This window comes from Arsukibacterium sp., from assembly GCF_036735525.1.
Classification (GTDB): Bacteria; Pseudomonadota; Gammaproteobacteria; order Enterobacterales; family Alteromonadaceae; genus Alishewanella.
The window spans coordinates 23,304-38,630 of the sequence record NZ_DAINOE010000032.1 but is presented as its reverse complement, the minus strand read 5'-3'; the positions used below and the strand labels follow the sequence as shown (position 1 = coordinate 38,630).

Annotated in this window: 14 protein-coding genes; 8 read left to right on the top strand and 6 right to left on the bottom strand. The window is 49.8% G+C overall.

Features of this window, described 5'->3' with window-relative positions:
• Positions 1-550: 4-alpha-glucanotransferase (locus V7D78_RS08325; protein WP_333607985.1), on the top strand; the 550-nt coding region annotated here is incomplete at its 5' end.
• Positions 551-777: 227 nt separating this feature from the next.
• A complete protein-coding gene (locus tag V7D78_RS08320) occupies positions 778-1,467 on the top strand; it encodes an outer membrane beta-barrel protein (RefSeq protein ID WP_333607984.1) in 690 nt (229 codons plus the stop codon).
• Between the two features lie 101 nt (positions 1,468-1,568).
• Here the strand turns inward: V7D78_RS08320 and V7D78_RS08315 are convergent, their stop codons facing one another.
• Together V7D78_RS08315 and V7D78_RS08310 are read right to left on the bottom strand one after the other, a co-directional pair.
• On the bottom strand, positions 1,569-1,970 hold the full coding sequence (locus V7D78_RS08315) for a hypothetical protein (protein ID WP_333607983.1): 402 nt from the start codon (positions 1,968-1,970) through the stop codon (positions 1,569-1,571).
• Positions 1,971-2,205: 235 nt separating this feature from the next.
• Positions 2,206-4,632 (bottom strand): alpha/beta hydrolase family protein, encoded by a 2,427-nt coding sequence (locus tag V7D78_RS08310; protein ID WP_333607982.1) that lies wholly within the window; start codon positions 4,630-4,632, stop codon positions 2,206-2,208.
• A gap of 323 nt (positions 4,633-4,955) precedes the next feature.
• On the opposite strand from V7D78_RS08310, the gene V7D78_RS08305 reads away from it, so the two are divergent.
• Both V7D78_RS08305 and V7D78_RS08300 read left to right on the top strand, forming a co-directional pair.
• Positions 4,956-5,534, top strand: a complete 579-nt coding sequence (locus tag V7D78_RS08305; RefSeq protein WP_333607981.1) for a porin family protein — start codon at positions 4,956-4,958, stop codon at positions 5,532-5,534.
• A gap of 112 nt (positions 5,535-5,646) precedes the next feature.
• Positions 5,647-6,393 carry a substrate-binding periplasmic protein gene (locus V7D78_RS08300; RefSeq protein WP_333607980.1) on the top strand — a complete coding sequence of 249 codons (747 nt, stop codon included), beginning with the start codon at positions 5,647-5,649 and terminating at the stop codon, positions 6,391-6,393.
• Positions 6,394-6,454: 61 nt separating this feature from the next.
• On the opposite strand, the gene V7D78_RS08295 is transcribed toward V7D78_RS08300, so the two are convergent.
• Entirely contained in the window at positions 6,455-8,515 is a 2,061-nt protein-coding gene (locus V7D78_RS08295) for a M13 family metallopeptidase (protein ID WP_333607979.1), read from the bottom strand.
• Positions 8,516-8,718: 203 nt separating this feature from the next.
• Here V7D78_RS08295 and V7D78_RS08290 point away from each other — a divergent pair, with 203 nt between their 5' ends.
• From V7D78_RS08290 to argA, 4 genes are all read left to right on the top strand, one after another.
• On the top strand, positions 8,719-9,132 hold the full coding sequence (locus tag V7D78_RS08290) for a DUF350 domain-containing protein (protein WP_333607978.1): 414 nt from the start codon (positions 8,719-8,721) through the stop codon (positions 9,130-9,132).
• Positions 9,133-9,142: 10 nt separating this feature from the next.
• On the top strand, positions 9,143-9,766 hold the full coding sequence (locus tag V7D78_RS08285; protein WP_333607977.1) for a DUF1190 domain-containing protein: 624 nt from the start codon (positions 9,143-9,145) through the stop codon (positions 9,764-9,766).
• Positions 9,767-9,769: 3 nt separating this feature from the next.
• Positions 9,770-10,918, top strand: coding sequence for a glutathionylspermidine synthase family protein (locus V7D78_RS08280; protein WP_333607976.1), 1,149 nt, complete (start codon positions 9,770-9,772; stop codon positions 10,916-10,918).
• 147 nt (positions 10,919-11,065) lie between these two features.
• Entirely contained in the window at positions 11,066-12,385 is a 1,320-nt protein-coding gene (gene argA / locus V7D78_RS08275) for an amino-acid N-acetyltransferase (protein WP_333607975.1), read from the top strand.
• Here the strand turns inward: argA and V7D78_RS08270 are convergent.
• The 3 genes from V7D78_RS08270 to V7D78_RS08260 form a co-directional block, all read right to left on the bottom strand.
• Positions 12,360-13,442 carry a glycerol-3-phosphate dehydrogenase/oxidase gene (locus tag V7D78_RS08270; RefSeq protein ID WP_333607974.1) on the bottom strand — a complete coding sequence of 361 codons (1,083 nt, stop codon included), beginning with the start codon at positions 13,440-13,442 and terminating at the stop codon, positions 12,360-12,362. The two genes, argA and V7D78_RS08270, sit on opposite strands and share 26 nt — an antisense overlap.
• A 17-nt stretch (positions 13,443-13,459) precedes the next feature.
• Complete coding sequence (gene proB / locus V7D78_RS08265; protein WP_333607973.1) at positions 13,460-14,563, bottom strand: glutamate 5-kinase; 1,104 nt, start codon at positions 14,561-14,563, stop codon at positions 13,460-13,462.
• A gap of 71 nt (positions 14,564-14,634) precedes the next feature.
• Positions 14,635-15,138 (bottom strand): DUF4124 domain-containing protein, encoded by a 504-nt coding sequence (locus V7D78_RS08260; RefSeq protein WP_333607972.1) that lies wholly within the window; start codon positions 15,136-15,138, stop codon positions 14,635-14,637.
• Positions 15,139-15,327: the final 189 nt, after the last annotated feature.

Sequence of the window (15,327 nt, the reverse complement as noted above, 5' to 3'; positions counted from 1 at the left end):
CGAAGACTTAGGCACGGTACCGGTAGAAATCAGCCATCTCATGAATAAATATCAGGTACTGTCGTACCGGGTATTTATGCTGGAGCAAAACGCCAGCAGTTACCAGCAGCGTGATAACACTTACCCGGCACTGGCACTGGCCACCGTCACCACCCATGATATGCCAACACTGGTCGGCTTTTGGCATGAACATGATTTGGCGTTACGCCATCAGCTAGACTTGTTTCCCAGCGCACAGATTGCAGCTGATCTGCAGCAGCTGCGCAAAGAGGAAAAGCAGGTGTTGTGCACTGAGCTAGCGTTAGAGCAGGGTAACGTGCAGCAACTGGTGCATAACAGCCATCTGTATTTAGCGGCCACACCCGCGCGTTTAATGGCCTATCAGCTGGAAGATTTATTACTGGTGTCCACCCCGGTGAATATTCCGGGCACCAGCACACAATACCCGAACTGGCGGCGCAAACTGCCAGTACCCTTTGAGCAAGCACTGCAGCAAAGCGACGTACGTGAACTGATTACTGCGATGGCCAAGCTGCGTAGAGCTGAATAAATACCAGGCAAAACAGAACTCAAGTGGCGCCACCCAGCCTAAAAATTTACTAATATCAATAAAAACAGCAGCCTGCGTGCTGCTGTTTTTATTTGTTAATTAAAAATGCGCTAGAATTATTTTGTTACATATTAATTGCAATTATTCATTTTTAATTCAACTTGTTTCGTATATAAATACAGCCGCATTTGCTTTTATTATCAGACATTTAAAATTAAGGATGTATTATGCTTTTCAGAAGAATAGCGTTAACAACAATGTTATTAAGTTGTACTGCAGTGCATGCTAATACTGCGCCGAGTTATCATTATATTCAGGCCTCAGTAGAGCGTATTTCTCAGTCGGGTGAAGAAAATTTTTCTAACACTGGCTTGGGCTTAAACGCGGCATGGCAGCTAAACAGCAACTGGTTTCTGGCAACAGAATGGCAGCGTTTTTCCGAAAAGCGCAGTGATACCTTCCAAGAGGATAACTTGCGTGCTGACATCTCATCTGAGATGAGTTTAAATCGTTATTATCTGGGTGCAGGTTATATTTTGCCACTTAGCGAGGTAACTAACATAAGTTTTGCCGGTTACTTTGGCGCTTATCGATATGCCTTAAAAAGTAATACAAACTTATTTACTGACAATCAATTAAGCTCTAATTTTAAAAATAGCTTAAGCACTACGGATAACTCAATCAAAACCCAGATAATGTTGCGCGCCAATATTAACAGCCAGCTGGAGTTATCGGGCCGGGTGTATTATGAATACCTGAATGATTCAGACCTGGATAACAAAAGCCAGTATGGTGTGGGCGCAGGCGCCTTATATCAGCTTAACCCGCGCTTTGCGCTGAGCGCGGATTTATCTACAGGCAAACTATTAGATGAAGGCACAACGCAAATCGGTGTTGGTGCCCGCTACCAATTTTAATAGATAGCCTTACCGGGTTAGGTTCCATCAGGCCACTTAGCCCGGTAATAGTAAAAACCTTCGTTGTAACTCTGTAACTCTCTAAATAGCAAAACGGCTGTTTATTCAACGTAAACCGCTAAAGCCTTGGCTGTTTTATGGTAACTGACAACATTGCGCGCACTTCCCTGAACACCATCATAAGATGACACCCGTTCATTCACTGCTTCATCTTTTATATGGGTGATGATAACGGCGTTGGCGCCCAGTGCTGCTGCTTCGGCTTTTAAAAATGCGACCAGTTCATCGGTTTTCAGCTGACCAGCAACGGTTGCTGACCCAGGGCTGGTAGCCGTTATTCTGGCAATTTCTGTGTATTGTGCCGGCACGGCGGTGTACACCACTACCTCTGCTACCGGAAGGGCCGACCTTTGCTCACCGGTAAGCGTAATATCGCTTTTCGGCGTCAAAGCGCAACTAGTCATTAGCACACAGAACAGTATGGATACAGATAATTTCATCATTTTGCAATCTCCATTTATTTTGGCAACATTGATGTTGCGCAGCATTTATTTTGAATAACAAAAGCGCTGTAACAGCTGCACCCTTATTTCATGTAAATTCAAAATAACTTTTGTAAATGAAACCACCTTAACTAAAAGCAAGCAGTTAATAAACCGTTTTGTAAAGGATTGGTTATTATAAAAAAAGCTGCAGCGATAAGAGGCCGCTGCAGCTTTTAACCGTCTTAAATTGGCCTTATTTGGCGTCGGCACTTGCCGGCTGTTTTACAAACTCATCCAGCCAGCTATCGGTTTCCCACAACATATGCAGTACCGACTCACGGGCACGGTAACCATGCGACTCCAGTGGCAGCATCACTAACCGGGTGGTGCCGCCGTTGCCTTTAATCGCCTGATATAAGCGCTCGCTTTGCAGTGGGAAAGTACCGGCGTTGTTATCGTCGGCTCCATGAATTAACAACATAGGCGTTTTAATTTTTTCAGCATGAAAAAACGGCGACATCCCTATGTAGAGCTCAGTATCATCCCACAAGGTGCGCTGCTCACGCTGAAATCCAAACGGCGTTAAACTGCGGTTATAAGCGCCGCTGCGGGCAATGCCGGCTTTAAATAAGTCGGTGTGTGCCAGCAGGTTGGCTGTCATAAAAGCGCCGTACGAATGGCCACCAATCGCCACCCGCTCAGGATCTGTCACGCCCAAAGCCACCCCAGCGCCAATTGCCGCCTCAGCATTTAAAATCAGCTGCTGGATAAAGGTATCGTTTGGCTCAGCGTCACCCTCGCCAACGATGGGCATGGTAGCGTTATCCAGCACCGCATAGCCCTGGGTGGCTAAAAATTGCGGCGTCCAGTAACTAATGCGGTTAAAGCGGTAAGGCGAATCAGATACCTGCCCGGCAGCGGCTGCACTGCGAAACTCACGGGGGTAAGCCCAGATCACTGTCGGTAAGGCACCATCGCGGGCTTTGTCATAACCTGCCGGCAACAGTAAGGTAGCCGACATTGGAATGCCATCTGCCCGCTGATAATTAATCAGCTCGCGACTTATGCCAATAGTTTGCGGCATAGGGTGTGCTGTGTTTGTTAGCGCCGTTAGCTGGTGAGTGCTTAAATCACGGCGGTAAAAATCTGGCGGCGTATCGGTCGCTTCGCGCTGGGTTAACCAACTGCCATCACCAAGCGGACTGATCGGAAATTCATAAAACGGTGCTTCTGAGCGCCACAACCGCTCGGTGCTGCCATCCGCTAAATTAAAGCGGTCAATAAAGGGTCTGTTACCTTCTTTTGACGCACCTATGCCGGTAAACAGCAGCTGGCCCTGCTCCAGGCGTAATAAGCGCTGACCATTAGCCGCGGTGCGCAACAAGGGGCTGCCAGGATCATTGTAGCTATCTTCAGACGAGCGCTGCCACAATAACTGTGGCGCTGCACTGCCATCAGGCGCAATGCGCCATACCCGCTCGTGGCGGTCTTGCCACCAGCGCTCCCACACTAAAGCGGTAGTGCCATCGGCGGCGGCCAGCCGGCCAAATCGAAACGCCAAATCTAACAACTTTTCCGGCTCAGCATTAAAGGGGGCGGCTTGTTGAAATAACTGATCACGTACTTCAGCTTTCACCGCCGGATCGCCACCGTCAGCAGCTTCTACCCAGTACAGGGTGGCAGGCGCGTCATTGCGCCAGGTAATGCTGCGTTTACCCGTAGGTACCGCATCAAAGGCAATAGGCAGGTTATCGGCTACCGGTTGTTGCTGCAGCTGTTTAACTAATTGTCCCTGCAGGTTCCTGACTTCAGTACTGTTAGCAAAACGAAACAGCGGTACCGCGTAAGAATAGGGTTTGTCGATGCGGTTAAGAAGTATCAGGCTGTTATCCGGTGATAGCTCTACACTACGCAAAAGTTGATTTGGTAGTAAGGTCTGGCTGCGGCCATTTAAGGCAAGGCGCTGAAACTGGCTACTGAAATAATATTCGAATAACGCTTCGTCATGCTGATCTTTTAATAAATCCTGGTAAGTCCGCGCTGGTGCAGTGCGCCCACGGGCTTCTGTGACCAGTGGACCTGCCGGCACCTTGGGTGCGACCGGCGGTGCACCACGCTTAGGGTCAAGCATTTGCGCAAAAATGGCTTTACTGTCAGCCGCCCATTGTAAACCGCCGCCCCAAATCGCATTTACCGGCTGCTTTGACCACTGACTGGCACGACCCTGCTTAATATCAAGCCGCCACAATGTGGCCTGGTTATCGTCTAATTGCACAAAGGCCAGATACTGGCTGTCAGGCGACCAGTTCAGACTGATGGCGCGTAAATTTGCCGGTAAACCCCGAATCGACCTTTGCTTACCGCTACTGATGTCCAGCAATGACATGGCACTGACATAACGCGGTTGGCTGGGGCCATTGTTGGCAGGGTTTATACGTGTGCCTGCAAGACGGTATTCCGGGGCGGCTAAATCGGCCAGCGCCGGTAAAGGTGGAAATTGCAGGCTTAATAATGTCTTCGCATCAGGGCTTAAGCTGGCAGAGGGTGCTAACGGCGCATCGACCAAGGCGACGATATCCGCACCCGGCTGCTTATAGCCGGTATCGACAGCCGTAGCCATTATGCTGAAAGAAACCAGACCTAGCCACAGGCTGGCGCAAAGCAATAGCGTTTTTTGCATATTTTCATCCTTTTTTAATTATGCTTTGTTTTAGCACAGAGCACAGCATGAACAAGGGCAAATTCGACCATTTTCACATTATCTGGGTTAAGGCCCGTTCGACACACAAATGAAGCAATTATTACAACTCTTAACAATGTGCCCAGTACAGTTAAGTTGTCGTTCAGTCACATAGTTGTAGATTAGTGATAGCAGTAGCCTTGGCTTTCACTATCAACACAAAGTCATTACAGCTGAAACAGCTCGCCACATTTTACTGATTTCAGCAGGTGACAGCATCTATACACTCACCGCGTTTTTCTCAATTTAATAAGGATATTCATATGCTTAAAAAACTTTCATGCCTTGCCTTAATCGCCGCATTGAGCAGCATGCCAGCACTGGCTAATAACGGCAGTTTTTATGTTGGCGGCCAACTGGGCAATACTAAACTGAAAATTAATGAAGACGGTTTGTCAGAGTCAGAAAGCTTTAACGTGCTTTCTGGCCTGGTAGGTTATCAGTTTAATCGTAATTTTGCGCTGGAAGCCCGTTTAGGTACTGGTGTTAGTGATAAAACCTTTAGTGAAGACGGTTACCGTGAAAGTATTTCTGTTGCTCATCAAGCAGCTGTGCTGGCTAAAGGCATAGTGCCCATTAATGATGTCTTTTCTCTTTACGGGGTAGCGGGTTTTGGTTCGGTAAAATATAACTTTAAAGAAAGCGGTAATGGTTTTTCTTACTCTGAAAATGAAACCGTTGATGGTTTAACTGCCGGTGTTGGCGCTGCTTTTAATATGGGTTCGCAATGGGCATTAACCCTGGAGTATCTACAGTTACCAGACAAAAAATATTCGGCCGGCCCTTATAGCTTTAAAGTCAAAACAAACAGTTTATCTGTTGGTGTTAATTACAGCTTCTAAGCGATATTCTGCTTGTCAATAATACTAAAAATGGCTGCTATGCAGCCTTTTTTTATATTATCGGGCCGCAGAGTGCTACTCTTTAACAAACCAATATAACGACGGAAATCTATTGAAATTTGTGTTAGTTAAACTGCTAGCAGCCAGCTTAGTCATTCATTTAGTGTTGAGTCCGCCTGCAACATCCAATGAGCCAGCGCCATTACACTGGGGCTATGTGCATTTTCCGCCTTACTATTTTGAGAAGGAACCCGGTGTGGCCGCGGGCGATTTAGCCACGTTATTAGCCAGGCTGATGCATGATCTGGGGCGCGAATATAACGGCAGCCAATACCCCAACCGGCGCATGATAAGCTTACTGAATGAAGGCGAACTGGATCTGGCGCTGGTCATGAGCTCGGTCTTGGAGCAGCCACAGTGGTACCACAGATCGGCTAATCCCATCACGACAATGGAGCTGGCGGTATATTGGCGCGCGGGCAAAACGCCGGTTCAGCAATTAGCCGATTTATACAACAGCCGGTTAATCGTGATGACCGGCTTTAGTTATGGTGGCCTGCGCGAAAAAATAGAACCCGGCTATGGCTTAATAAGGCAGCTAATTGAAATTGAGCAGCACCGGCTGGGCATGGATGCCTTGCAGCTTTATCGCGGTGATTATTTACTAAATTATCGCCATGCCATGCCTGCTGACAGCGAACAGCAACTGCAGTTTCAGGTAATAAGCCGTATTGAGGTGTTTTTATGGTTACGCAAAAGTGTCGCTGACAGCGATAAGCTGATACAGCAAATAGATGCCTTACTGGCCAGTTATGCCCTGGAAGCGCAGAACAGTTTGGCCAAGCCATCAGATAAATAAACTGACACGGTTTAGCTATAAAAAAGGGCTGCATTGCAGCCCTTTTTTTAAGCTTAATAGCTTACCAGATTTTTACCCGCACTGACTCGTCTCGGTACATTCCATCCTCTGGCTGGACATCAAAGGCCTGGTAAAACTCAGGCATATTCGACAGCACACCCAGCACCCGGTACATGCCCGGTGAGTGAGGTCCGGTGATCACTTGCTGGCGCAAGGCTTCATCGCGGAACTTAATGCGCCACACCTGAGCCCACCCAATAAAAAAGCGTTGCTCTGGCGTAAAACCATCAATGACCCGTTGCGGTTGATCTTTAGTCGCCTGTTTAAAGGCGCGGTACGCCACCGTTAAGCCGCCTAAATCGGCTATGTTTTCGCCCAAGCCTAAGGCGCCCTGTAAATACAGATTATCGATAGGATTAAAGGCACTGTACTGGTCAATCATCCGCTGTGCCCGCTCACGGAACTGACGCTCGTCTTCTTCGGTCCACCAGTCACGTAAGTTACCCTCACCGTCTGAGCGGCGGCCCTGATCATCAAAACCGTGCGTAAACTCGTGACCGATAACACCGCCGATGGCGCCGTAGTTAACGGCATCATCCGCTGCGACGTTAAAAAATGGTGGTTGCAAAATAGCGGCCGGAAACACGATTTCGTTCATGGTAGAGCTGTAATAAGCATTGACCGTTTGCGGGGTCATGCCCCACTCATCACGGTTTACCGGCTGACCTAAACGCGCCAGCATACGGTCGTATTCGCAGCCGGCACTGCGGCGTAAATTGCCAATCAGATCCGTTTGCTGCACTGTTAAACAATCGTAGTCGCGCCAGACATCGGGGTAGCCAATTTTGGTGTTAAATTTTGCCAGTTTGGCCTGGGCTTCTACTTTGGTTTCAGCGCTCATCCACTCCAGCTCGTCAATGGCTTCACGAAAGGCCGCGCGCAGGTTTTCAATCATGACATCCATGCGTGCTTTCGCCTCGCTCTGGAAATGGCGATCGACATACTGCTTGCCCACCATAAAACCTAAGGTGCTATCCACCAGGCTCACCGCACGCTTTTCACGGCTGCGCTGCTCTTGCAGACCATTTAAAATACGGCCGTAAAAATCAAAACTGGCTTGCTCAAAGGGGGCACTCAAGTTACTGGCGTTAGCTCTTAACAAGTGAAACTTCAGATACTGCTGCCACTGTGCCAAAGGTACTTGCCGCTGCATGGCAGCAAAGTCAGTAAAAAACGACGGCTGACGGATCACCAGCTCTTCAATATCGCCAAGGCCTGCAGACTTTAAAAACAGTGACCAGTCAAAACCTGGCGCAATTTTAGCCAGCTCAGCTGGCGTCATCTTGTTGTAAGTGGCATTTCTGTCGCGGTTTTGAATGCGACTCCACTGCGCTTGCGCCAGTTGACGCTCAATGGCGATAACCTGCTCAGCCGCTTGCTCAGCATCTTGCCAACCGGCCAGTTGCCATAAGGTTTTAATAAAATCCCGGTATTGGTTTAACAGGGTTTGCGAGCGTTCGTCGTCTTTTAAATAATAGTCGCGATCGGGTAACCCCAGGCCGCCCTGGCTGGCACCTGTGATGTATCGATCCGACTGGCGTTGATCCTGGCCAACAAACACATTGACCGGCGTACCGAAGCGATAGCGCTGCAACTCACCCCACAGCTCAGTTAACTGCTGATGATTACGTAAATTGTCGATACGGGCAATATCACCGAGCAGTGGGTTTAAGCCCAGTGTGTTAATCCACTCTTCGTTTAAAAATGACTGATACATATCGGCAATTTTCTGACCATCAGTGCCAGCGGCATGCTCAGTAGCTGCCAGCTCGCGGATAATCTGCAGCACTTGCTTTTCGGCCGATTCACGTAGCTCATCAAAACTCCCCCAACGGGCGCGATCAGCCGGGATCTCAGTGTCAGATACCCAGTTGCCATTTACAAAGCGGAAAAAGTCTTGTTGCGGCGGCACACTTTTATCAAAGTTGGCCAAATCAAAGCCCGACGCTAAACCGCCAGCAGCTTGTTCTGTACTGACGCTACTATCTTTTATGCCTGTGCTGCAGGCACTAACACCCAGTGCCAATGCGACACTGAGCGCAATAACGGACAATTTTTTCATGGTGGATCCCTTGGATTGCTCTTGTTATGTCCGGCTCAGTGTAGAAAAGCCAGCCTGGCATTGTAAAGGCAGGCAGGTTAACAGGTAGCCAGGCTGCGATAAACTCAGGCAGTTAAGCGAAATGACTGCCGCGTTGCGGTTTTGCTTGTAAAATGCCGTGTTTTTGCGCAGGATCGGCGCATTCAATTTGTTGAGGACAACCTATGTTAGATACCGCCCTTCACTCACTGGCAGGCTTGCCGTCTTTTATTATGTATTTTGTGCTGTCGGCTGTGTTGTTAATGGCCTTTATCCGCTTATACAGCTGGGTGACGCCGCATGACGAATTTGCGCTGATCCGTGCCAACAACCCGGCGGCGGCAGTCGCCTTTGCCGGTGCCATCATAGGTTTTTCATTGCCGCTATCCAGTGCCATTACCCATTCTATGTCATTACTCGACTGCGCTATCTGGGGTGCTGTAGCGTTGTTAGTGCAAGTATTGACCTTCTTTGTCAGCCGTTTAGCGGTAAAACAGCTACCGCAACGGATCACTGCCGGTGATATGGCCGTAGGTATATTTTCTGCAGGCTGCTCTGTTACCGTCGGTATGCTTAACGCTGCCTGCATGACTTATTAAGGAGCCAAAAATGACAACTAAACCACTGAAACGCAGCCGCAAAGCTGCTTTAGTACTGATGGTGCCTGCCGCCACTATGTTTATTCAGGGCTGTGGGGAACAACAAGTTGAGGCCCAGGTATTTAGTACCCCGGATGAATGTGCTGCTTTTTATAACCCCCCCGCGCAATGTCAGGCCGCTTTTGCTGAAGCCCAGGCGCTGCACCCGCAAGTGGCACCGCGCTATGCCAATAAAGCTGAATGTGAAACCGATTTTGGCCCAGGCCAGTGTGAAACTGCACCAGAACGTCATCAGCAAGGCAGTTTTTTTATGCCGATGATGATGGGCTTTATGGCCGGTCAGATGTTAAATCGCGGCGGTGCTGCCCCGGCCGCAGGCCAATTAGCAGGACAGCAAACAGCTGCTACCAGCGGTCGCAATACGGTGCCCACGCAACCCTTGTATAAATCGCGCGATGACCGCGCGACCTTTCGTACCGCTAGTAATACCGCCGTTGCCAGCCAACCCGGTGCTACCCGGGTCAATCCCTCGGCCGTACAACCGCGCCCGGCCACTCTGGCGCGGCGTGGCGGTTTTGGTGCACAGGCGGCGCAGCGCGCCACAGCCGCGCAGCGTCAGTCTACCGGAGGTTAACAGATGCAAAGACGCGACATTCAGCCACGCCCAGGTTGGCAAGCCTTTGCCGAGAGTGTCGGCTTTGCCTTTCATACCATAGATAACGAACCCTATTGGGATGAAAGCGCCTACTACCAATTTAGCCTGCAGCAAATAGAGCAGGATTTAGAAGGGCCCACTGAAGAGCTGCACCAGATGGCGCTGGATATTATTCCGGACATTCTGAAAAGCGAGCAACAATTACAGCAACTGGCTATCCCGGAGCGATTCTGGGATTTTCTGGCCAATAGCTGGCGTAATGGCGAGCCGCATTTATATGGCCGCATGGATTTTAGCTACGATGGTACAGGCCCGGCCAAGTTGCTGGAGCTGAATTACGACACCCCCACCTCGCTATTTGAAACCGGTTTTTTTCAGTGGGTCTGGCTGGAAGATCAGCAAATGCGTGGCCAGCTGCCACAGGCGGCCGATCAGTTCAATTCTCTGCAGGACAAATTAGAGCAAGCTTTTGCCCAGCTAGGACTAGCTCAACCCTTTTACTTTAGCAGTGTTACCGAAAGCATAGAAGATAAAGGCACCGTTGATTATCTGATGGATATTGCGCTGCAGGCAGGCTTGAATTGCCGCTATATCCAGTTAGAGCAACTGGGTGATATTGATGGCCAGTTGGTTGATATGGATGGCTTTGCCATTAATGGCCTGTTTAAGCTGTACCCCTGGGAATTTATGCTGCAGGAAGACTTTGCCAGCACCATTTTAACCAGCCAGACCCAATGGCTGGAACCCAGCTGGAAACTGTTATTGTCAAACAAAGGTATTTTGCCGCTATTGTGGCAAAAGTATCAGGGCCACCCTAATTTGCTGCCGGCCTTTTTTGCCGATAACCAACCGCTAGCGGCGGGCTGGGTTAAGAAACCCCTGTTCTCTCGCGAAGGCGCTAATATTGAATTGGTCACCACCAGTGGCCAGCGCTTAGCCGAAGATGGCCCTTACACCGACAGTGGTTTTATTCGTCAGGCCCTGGCACCCTTGCCTAAGTTTGCTGACAACTACACGCTTATTGGTAGCTGGGTAGTAGGCGACAGTGCCGCCGGTATTTGCTTGCGTGAAGATAACAGCCTGATCACCAAAGACAGTTCCCGTTTTTTACCGCATATTATTCTCGATTAGCCGAATAAATATGCTTTAAAAGTGGATATAAATCCATAAAGAACCTAAAATGCCGACTTTGCCTTACCAAAGTTGGCATTTTGCCATCTTACTGCCATCTTTATAGCTTACACCCTTAACTATATTGTAAAAGGAAGCCATCTACCCGTGCGTACTACAGAACTTGTCTCCGGTTTTCGCCAGTCTGCTCCTTATGTCAATGCTCACCGTGGTAAAACCTTTGTGGTGATGCTGGGCGGCGAGGCCATTACTCAACCAGGGTTTCGTAGCATTATTAATGATATAGCGCTGTTAAACAGCCTGGGGATTAAAATTGTGCTGGTATATGGTGCCCGGCCGCAAATTAATCAGGCATTAGAACAAGCCGGATTAGCGCCCACCTACCATAACAGGGTACGGGTAACAGATGATGATTCATTTCGTCTAATCAAACAGGTAGCAGGTGCCTTGCAACTGGATATCACCGCCCGCTTGTCGATGAGTTTAAGCAATACGCCGATGCAGGGCGCACAAATAAACGTGGTGAGCGGTAACTTTGTTATTGCCCAGCCACTGGGGGTGGATGAAGGCATTGATTATCATCACAGCGGCCGGGTGCGGCGTATTGATGCGGCCGGTATTCGCCGCCAGCTGGACAATAATGGCATTGTGTTGATGGGGCCCATTGCCGCCTCCGTTACCGGCGAGAGCTTTAACCTGACGGCCGAAGATATTGCCACTCAGGTGGCGATAAAGCTAAAGGCTGACAAAATGATTGGTTTTAGTGAGGTCGGCGGTATTACCGATGAAGACGGCGACATTATTGCTGAACTGATGCCAAATTTTGCCGAACAGAAAATGCTAGAACTGGAAGAGCGGCCCAATGCCTGCCCTGGCACCATCGCTTTTTTACATGCGGCCATCAGCGCTACCCGTGCCGGCGTCCCGCGTTGCCACTTAGTGAGTTATGACGAAGATGGCGCTCTGTTGCAGGAGTTGTTTTCACGCGATGGTATTGGAACCCAGATTGTTACTGAGTCTGCCGAGAAACTGCGCCGCGCCAGTATTAGCGATATAGGGGGTATTTTAGATTTAATCCGCCCGCTGGAGCAGCAAGGGCTGTTGGTTCGACGCTCGCGCGAGCAACTGGAGATGGAAATTGAGCACTTTTCCCTGATAGAGCGCGATGGCTTAGTCATAGGTTGTGCCGCGCTCTACCCCTTTGTGGAAGACAATGTCGGTGAGTTTGCCTGCCTGGCAGTGCATCCGGATTACCGCGATGCCGATCGTGGCAGCCTGCTGTTAAAAAGTATCATCCAGCAAGCCCGGCAACGCCGCTACAGCCGTTTATTTGCACTGACGACTCGAAGCATACACTGGTTTTTAGAGCAAGGCTTTGAACTGGTGACCGTAGAGGATTTACCGAGTCAGAAAAAACAGCTGTATAACTACCAGCGCCGATCTAAGATTCTGGCGCTGGATTTATAGCCACTTGCTGACACATCTGCTTGCCAAGCGCTCTGGCGGTGGTCCATTTGCCGCCAGACACCGTTAGCAGCTGGCCTTGCCAGCTAAACTGGTATTCGCGGCTGGCTTTAGTGGCTTGCGCACTGCCGCCAAGTAACGGCCTGACCCCGGCAAATTCCGCCTGAATATCTGCTGCATACTTAGCGTCATTAAAATACTGGTTATACACCGCCAACAAATATTGCCGTTCTTGCTCAGAGCAGACAATAGGCTCGCTGAGCTGTTGCCGCACCTCGGTAGTACCCAGCAAGGTCTGGCCCTGATAAGGTAACACAAACACAATACGGGATTCCCCCGGCACTTCCAGCATATGGCCATAGCGGCTAATTGGCGGTAACACTAAATGACTGCCGCGCACTAAATCCAGTGGTTGCTCAGTCAGACCGGATTGTTTTAGCAATTGCTGACTCCAGGGACCAGCAACATTGACTATGTTATCAAACTGCTGCCAGCCACTTTGCAATAACAAAGTGCCATCGGTTTTTAGCTTTAATACCGGACTATGCTCAACAATTTGCACCCCGGCTTTTCGGCATTGTGCAGCCATCCACAATCCCAGACGCTGATCATCCATCTGACCATCAAAAAACAAATAGGCACCCTTTAAATCCTGAGCTTTTAGTTGCGGCGAGCAGCGCAACGCCTGTGCAGCGGTGAGCCAGCGATGCCGGCCAATACCTTTGCGTCCGGCAAAGGCATCATACAACCATAAGCCGATCTTTAATTGCCAGCGGGCGCGACGTGAGTCTTGGTATAACGGGTATAAAATGGGCAGGCGCCGGGTCAGTTGCGGCGCCTTTTTTAACCACCAGCGCCGCTCTTGCAGTGCTTCACGCACCAAGCGGAATTCTCCCTGTTCCAGATAACGCAAGCCGCCATGCAACAGCTTGGACGAGGCAGCACTGGTAGCCTGCATCAGTTTATCGCGTTCGAACAGAGTGACCTGATGGCCAGCCAGTGCTAACTGCCAGGCACTGGATAAACCATTAATGCCTCCGCCTACTATTGCTACGCGCATAAGAGCCTCTGCACTTGCTATAAGCGCACCAGATCATCCCGATGCACCACTTCCTCACTGGAACAATAGCCTAAAATAGCGTTGATTTGCTGACTATGTACACCTTTAATTTGTTGTAACTCATGCGAACTGTACTGACAAATACCCTTAGCCACCATTACTCCGGCACTATCAGTCAGTTGTACTGCATCGCCTTTTTCAAACTGTCCGGTGACAGTGACAATGCCTTTAGCCAGCATTGACGCCCCTTTGCGTTGCAAGGCCAGTACGGCTCCGGCATCCAGCACCAGAGCGCCGCGGCTTTTCAGCGTATTGAGGATCCAGTGCTTTTTAGCGCTAATGCGTTCTAGCTGGCGCACAAAGCGACTACCTGCCGCTTCGCCTTTAAGCAGCCGTTCAAACACCGCCGCATCCTGACCATTGATGATCAACGTATCTATACCGGCTTTAGTGGCTTTATCGGCGGCCTGAATTTTGGTCAGCATGCCACCGGTACCAATAGCATGGTGGCTGCCGCCGGCCATAGCATAAATGTCGGGGGTAATATGAGGGATAAGCGGAATAAACTGCGCACTGCTGTCAGTACGCGGGTTAGCGGTATAGAGGCCGTCGATGTCAGAGCAGATCAGTAAGGCATCGGCATCAGCTACGATGGCCACCAGCGCGGCCAGGTTATCGTTGTCGCCTACTTTTAACTCGGCGGTGGCGACGGTATCGTTTTCGTTCACAATAGGCAGCACCTGATTCGCCAACAGCGTGCGCAGGGTGTTATCTATATTCAGATAGCGCCGGCGGTCTTTTAAGTCGTCATGGGTCAGCAGAATTTGCGCACAATCAAAATCAAATAACTGCGCCCAGATCGCCATCATCCGGCTTTGCCCAACGGCGGCCATCGCTTGTTTAATATTAATAGGCAGAGGTTGATGAGTAAAACTAATGGCGCTGCGCCCAGCTGCGACACTGCCCGAAGACACCAGTACCACTTCGGTACCGGCTTCCCGGCATTCGGCAATAAAACGGGCAATAGACAGTAAATAGCGGGTGGAGCAGCCGTCTGCCGCTGGCGCGATCAGTGCACTGCCCACTTTTAATACGATACGACGCCAGTGATGAATCGCCATAAAGCTGCACCTTTGATATTGATGCGCTGAGCTTAAGGTTTAGGCGTCTATATGTCTAGTGCTCTTTACGCTTAATTTGTGGTGACCAGTGACATTTCACATTCACCCGGAGTCAGGTGAGTAAAGTCACCATAAGCGGCTAATACCAGCTCTTGTTCATTATAGCGGCGAACCTGCCAATTAACCTGACCACTACCAAAAGTAGGGTGATCAACCACAAATTGTCCTGGCACCTGGCGAATAGGGTAACTGAAGGTATCCTGGCGCTGTCCTTGCTGAATATGCTGGATCATCTGATGTTCAGAAAACACCCAGGTACGGCTTACCACATTATCGCGGTATAAGGTACCGCCCAGTACCCGTGAGGTGCCGACTTCGCACCAGCTACCTTGTACTATGGAACTGGCCATGTCGTGCTGGCGCTCACCAAATAGCATATCCAGTTGCAGCTCATCACCCCCACTACAGGGCCTGTCCTGAAACACGACTTCGCCATCCGCGTCAGTGCATTTAAATACATTGGCTAACAGCCCAGGGCTCGTTAACAGCAAACCCAGTAATAAGAAACAGCGCATTCTTGTTATCATTCCTGCATCCCATACTAAATCAAACCACGACCAAGCAGATAATGCCCAGCCAAAACCCTGCTACCTTACAGAAAAACGCCACTAAAGGGAATCCTCATTTACGCCTGCGGATATCCTCCCTGCTGCCGTCAAGCTGTGGCATAATTCAGCGCTGATTCAGTCGCCGGTACTATGCTG

Excerpts from the sequence above, each read along its gene's own strand:
- V7D78_RS08290 (WP_333607978.1), top strand. The coding sequence starts at position 8,719 with ATGTTAGATACCGCCCTTCACTCACTGGCAGGCTTGCCGTCTTTTATT.
- V7D78_RS08320 (WP_333607984.1), top strand. The coding sequence starts at position 778 with ATGCTTTTCAGAAGAATAGCGTTAACAACAATGTTATTAAGTTGTACT.
- V7D78_RS08295 (WP_333607979.1), bottom strand. The coding sequence starts at position 8,515 with ATGAAAAAATTGTCCGTTATTGCGCTCAGTGTCGCATTGGCACTGGGT.
- V7D78_RS08305 (WP_333607981.1), top strand. The coding sequence starts at position 4,956 with ATGCTTAAAAAACTTTCATGCCTTGCCTTAATCGCCGCATTGAGCAGC.
- proB (WP_333607973.1), bottom strand. The coding sequence starts at position 14,563 with ATGGCGATTCATCACTGGCGTCGTATCGTATTAAAAGTGGGCAGTGCA.
- V7D78_RS08280 (WP_333607976.1), top strand. The coding sequence starts at position 9,770 with ATGCAAAGACGCGACATTCAGCCACGCCCAGGTTGGCAAGCCTTTGCC.
- V7D78_RS08285 (WP_333607977.1), top strand. The coding sequence starts at position 9,143 with ATGACAACTAAACCACTGAAACGCAGCCGCAAAGCTGCTTTAGTACTG.
- V7D78_RS08310 (WP_333607982.1), bottom strand. The coding sequence starts at position 4,632 with ATGCAAAAAACGCTATTGCTTTGCGCCAGCCTGTGGCTAGGTCTGGTT.
- V7D78_RS08260 (WP_333607972.1), bottom strand. The coding sequence starts at position 15,138 with ATGCGCTGTTTCTTATTACTGGGTTTGCTGTTAACGAGCCCTGGGCTG.
- V7D78_RS08315 (WP_333607983.1), bottom strand. The coding sequence starts at position 1,970 with ATGATGAAATTATCTGTATCCATACTGTTCTGTGTGCTAATGACTAGT.
- V7D78_RS08270 (WP_333607974.1), bottom strand. The coding sequence starts at position 13,442 with ATGCGCGTAGCAATAGTAGGCGGAGGCATTAATGGTTTATCCAGTGCC.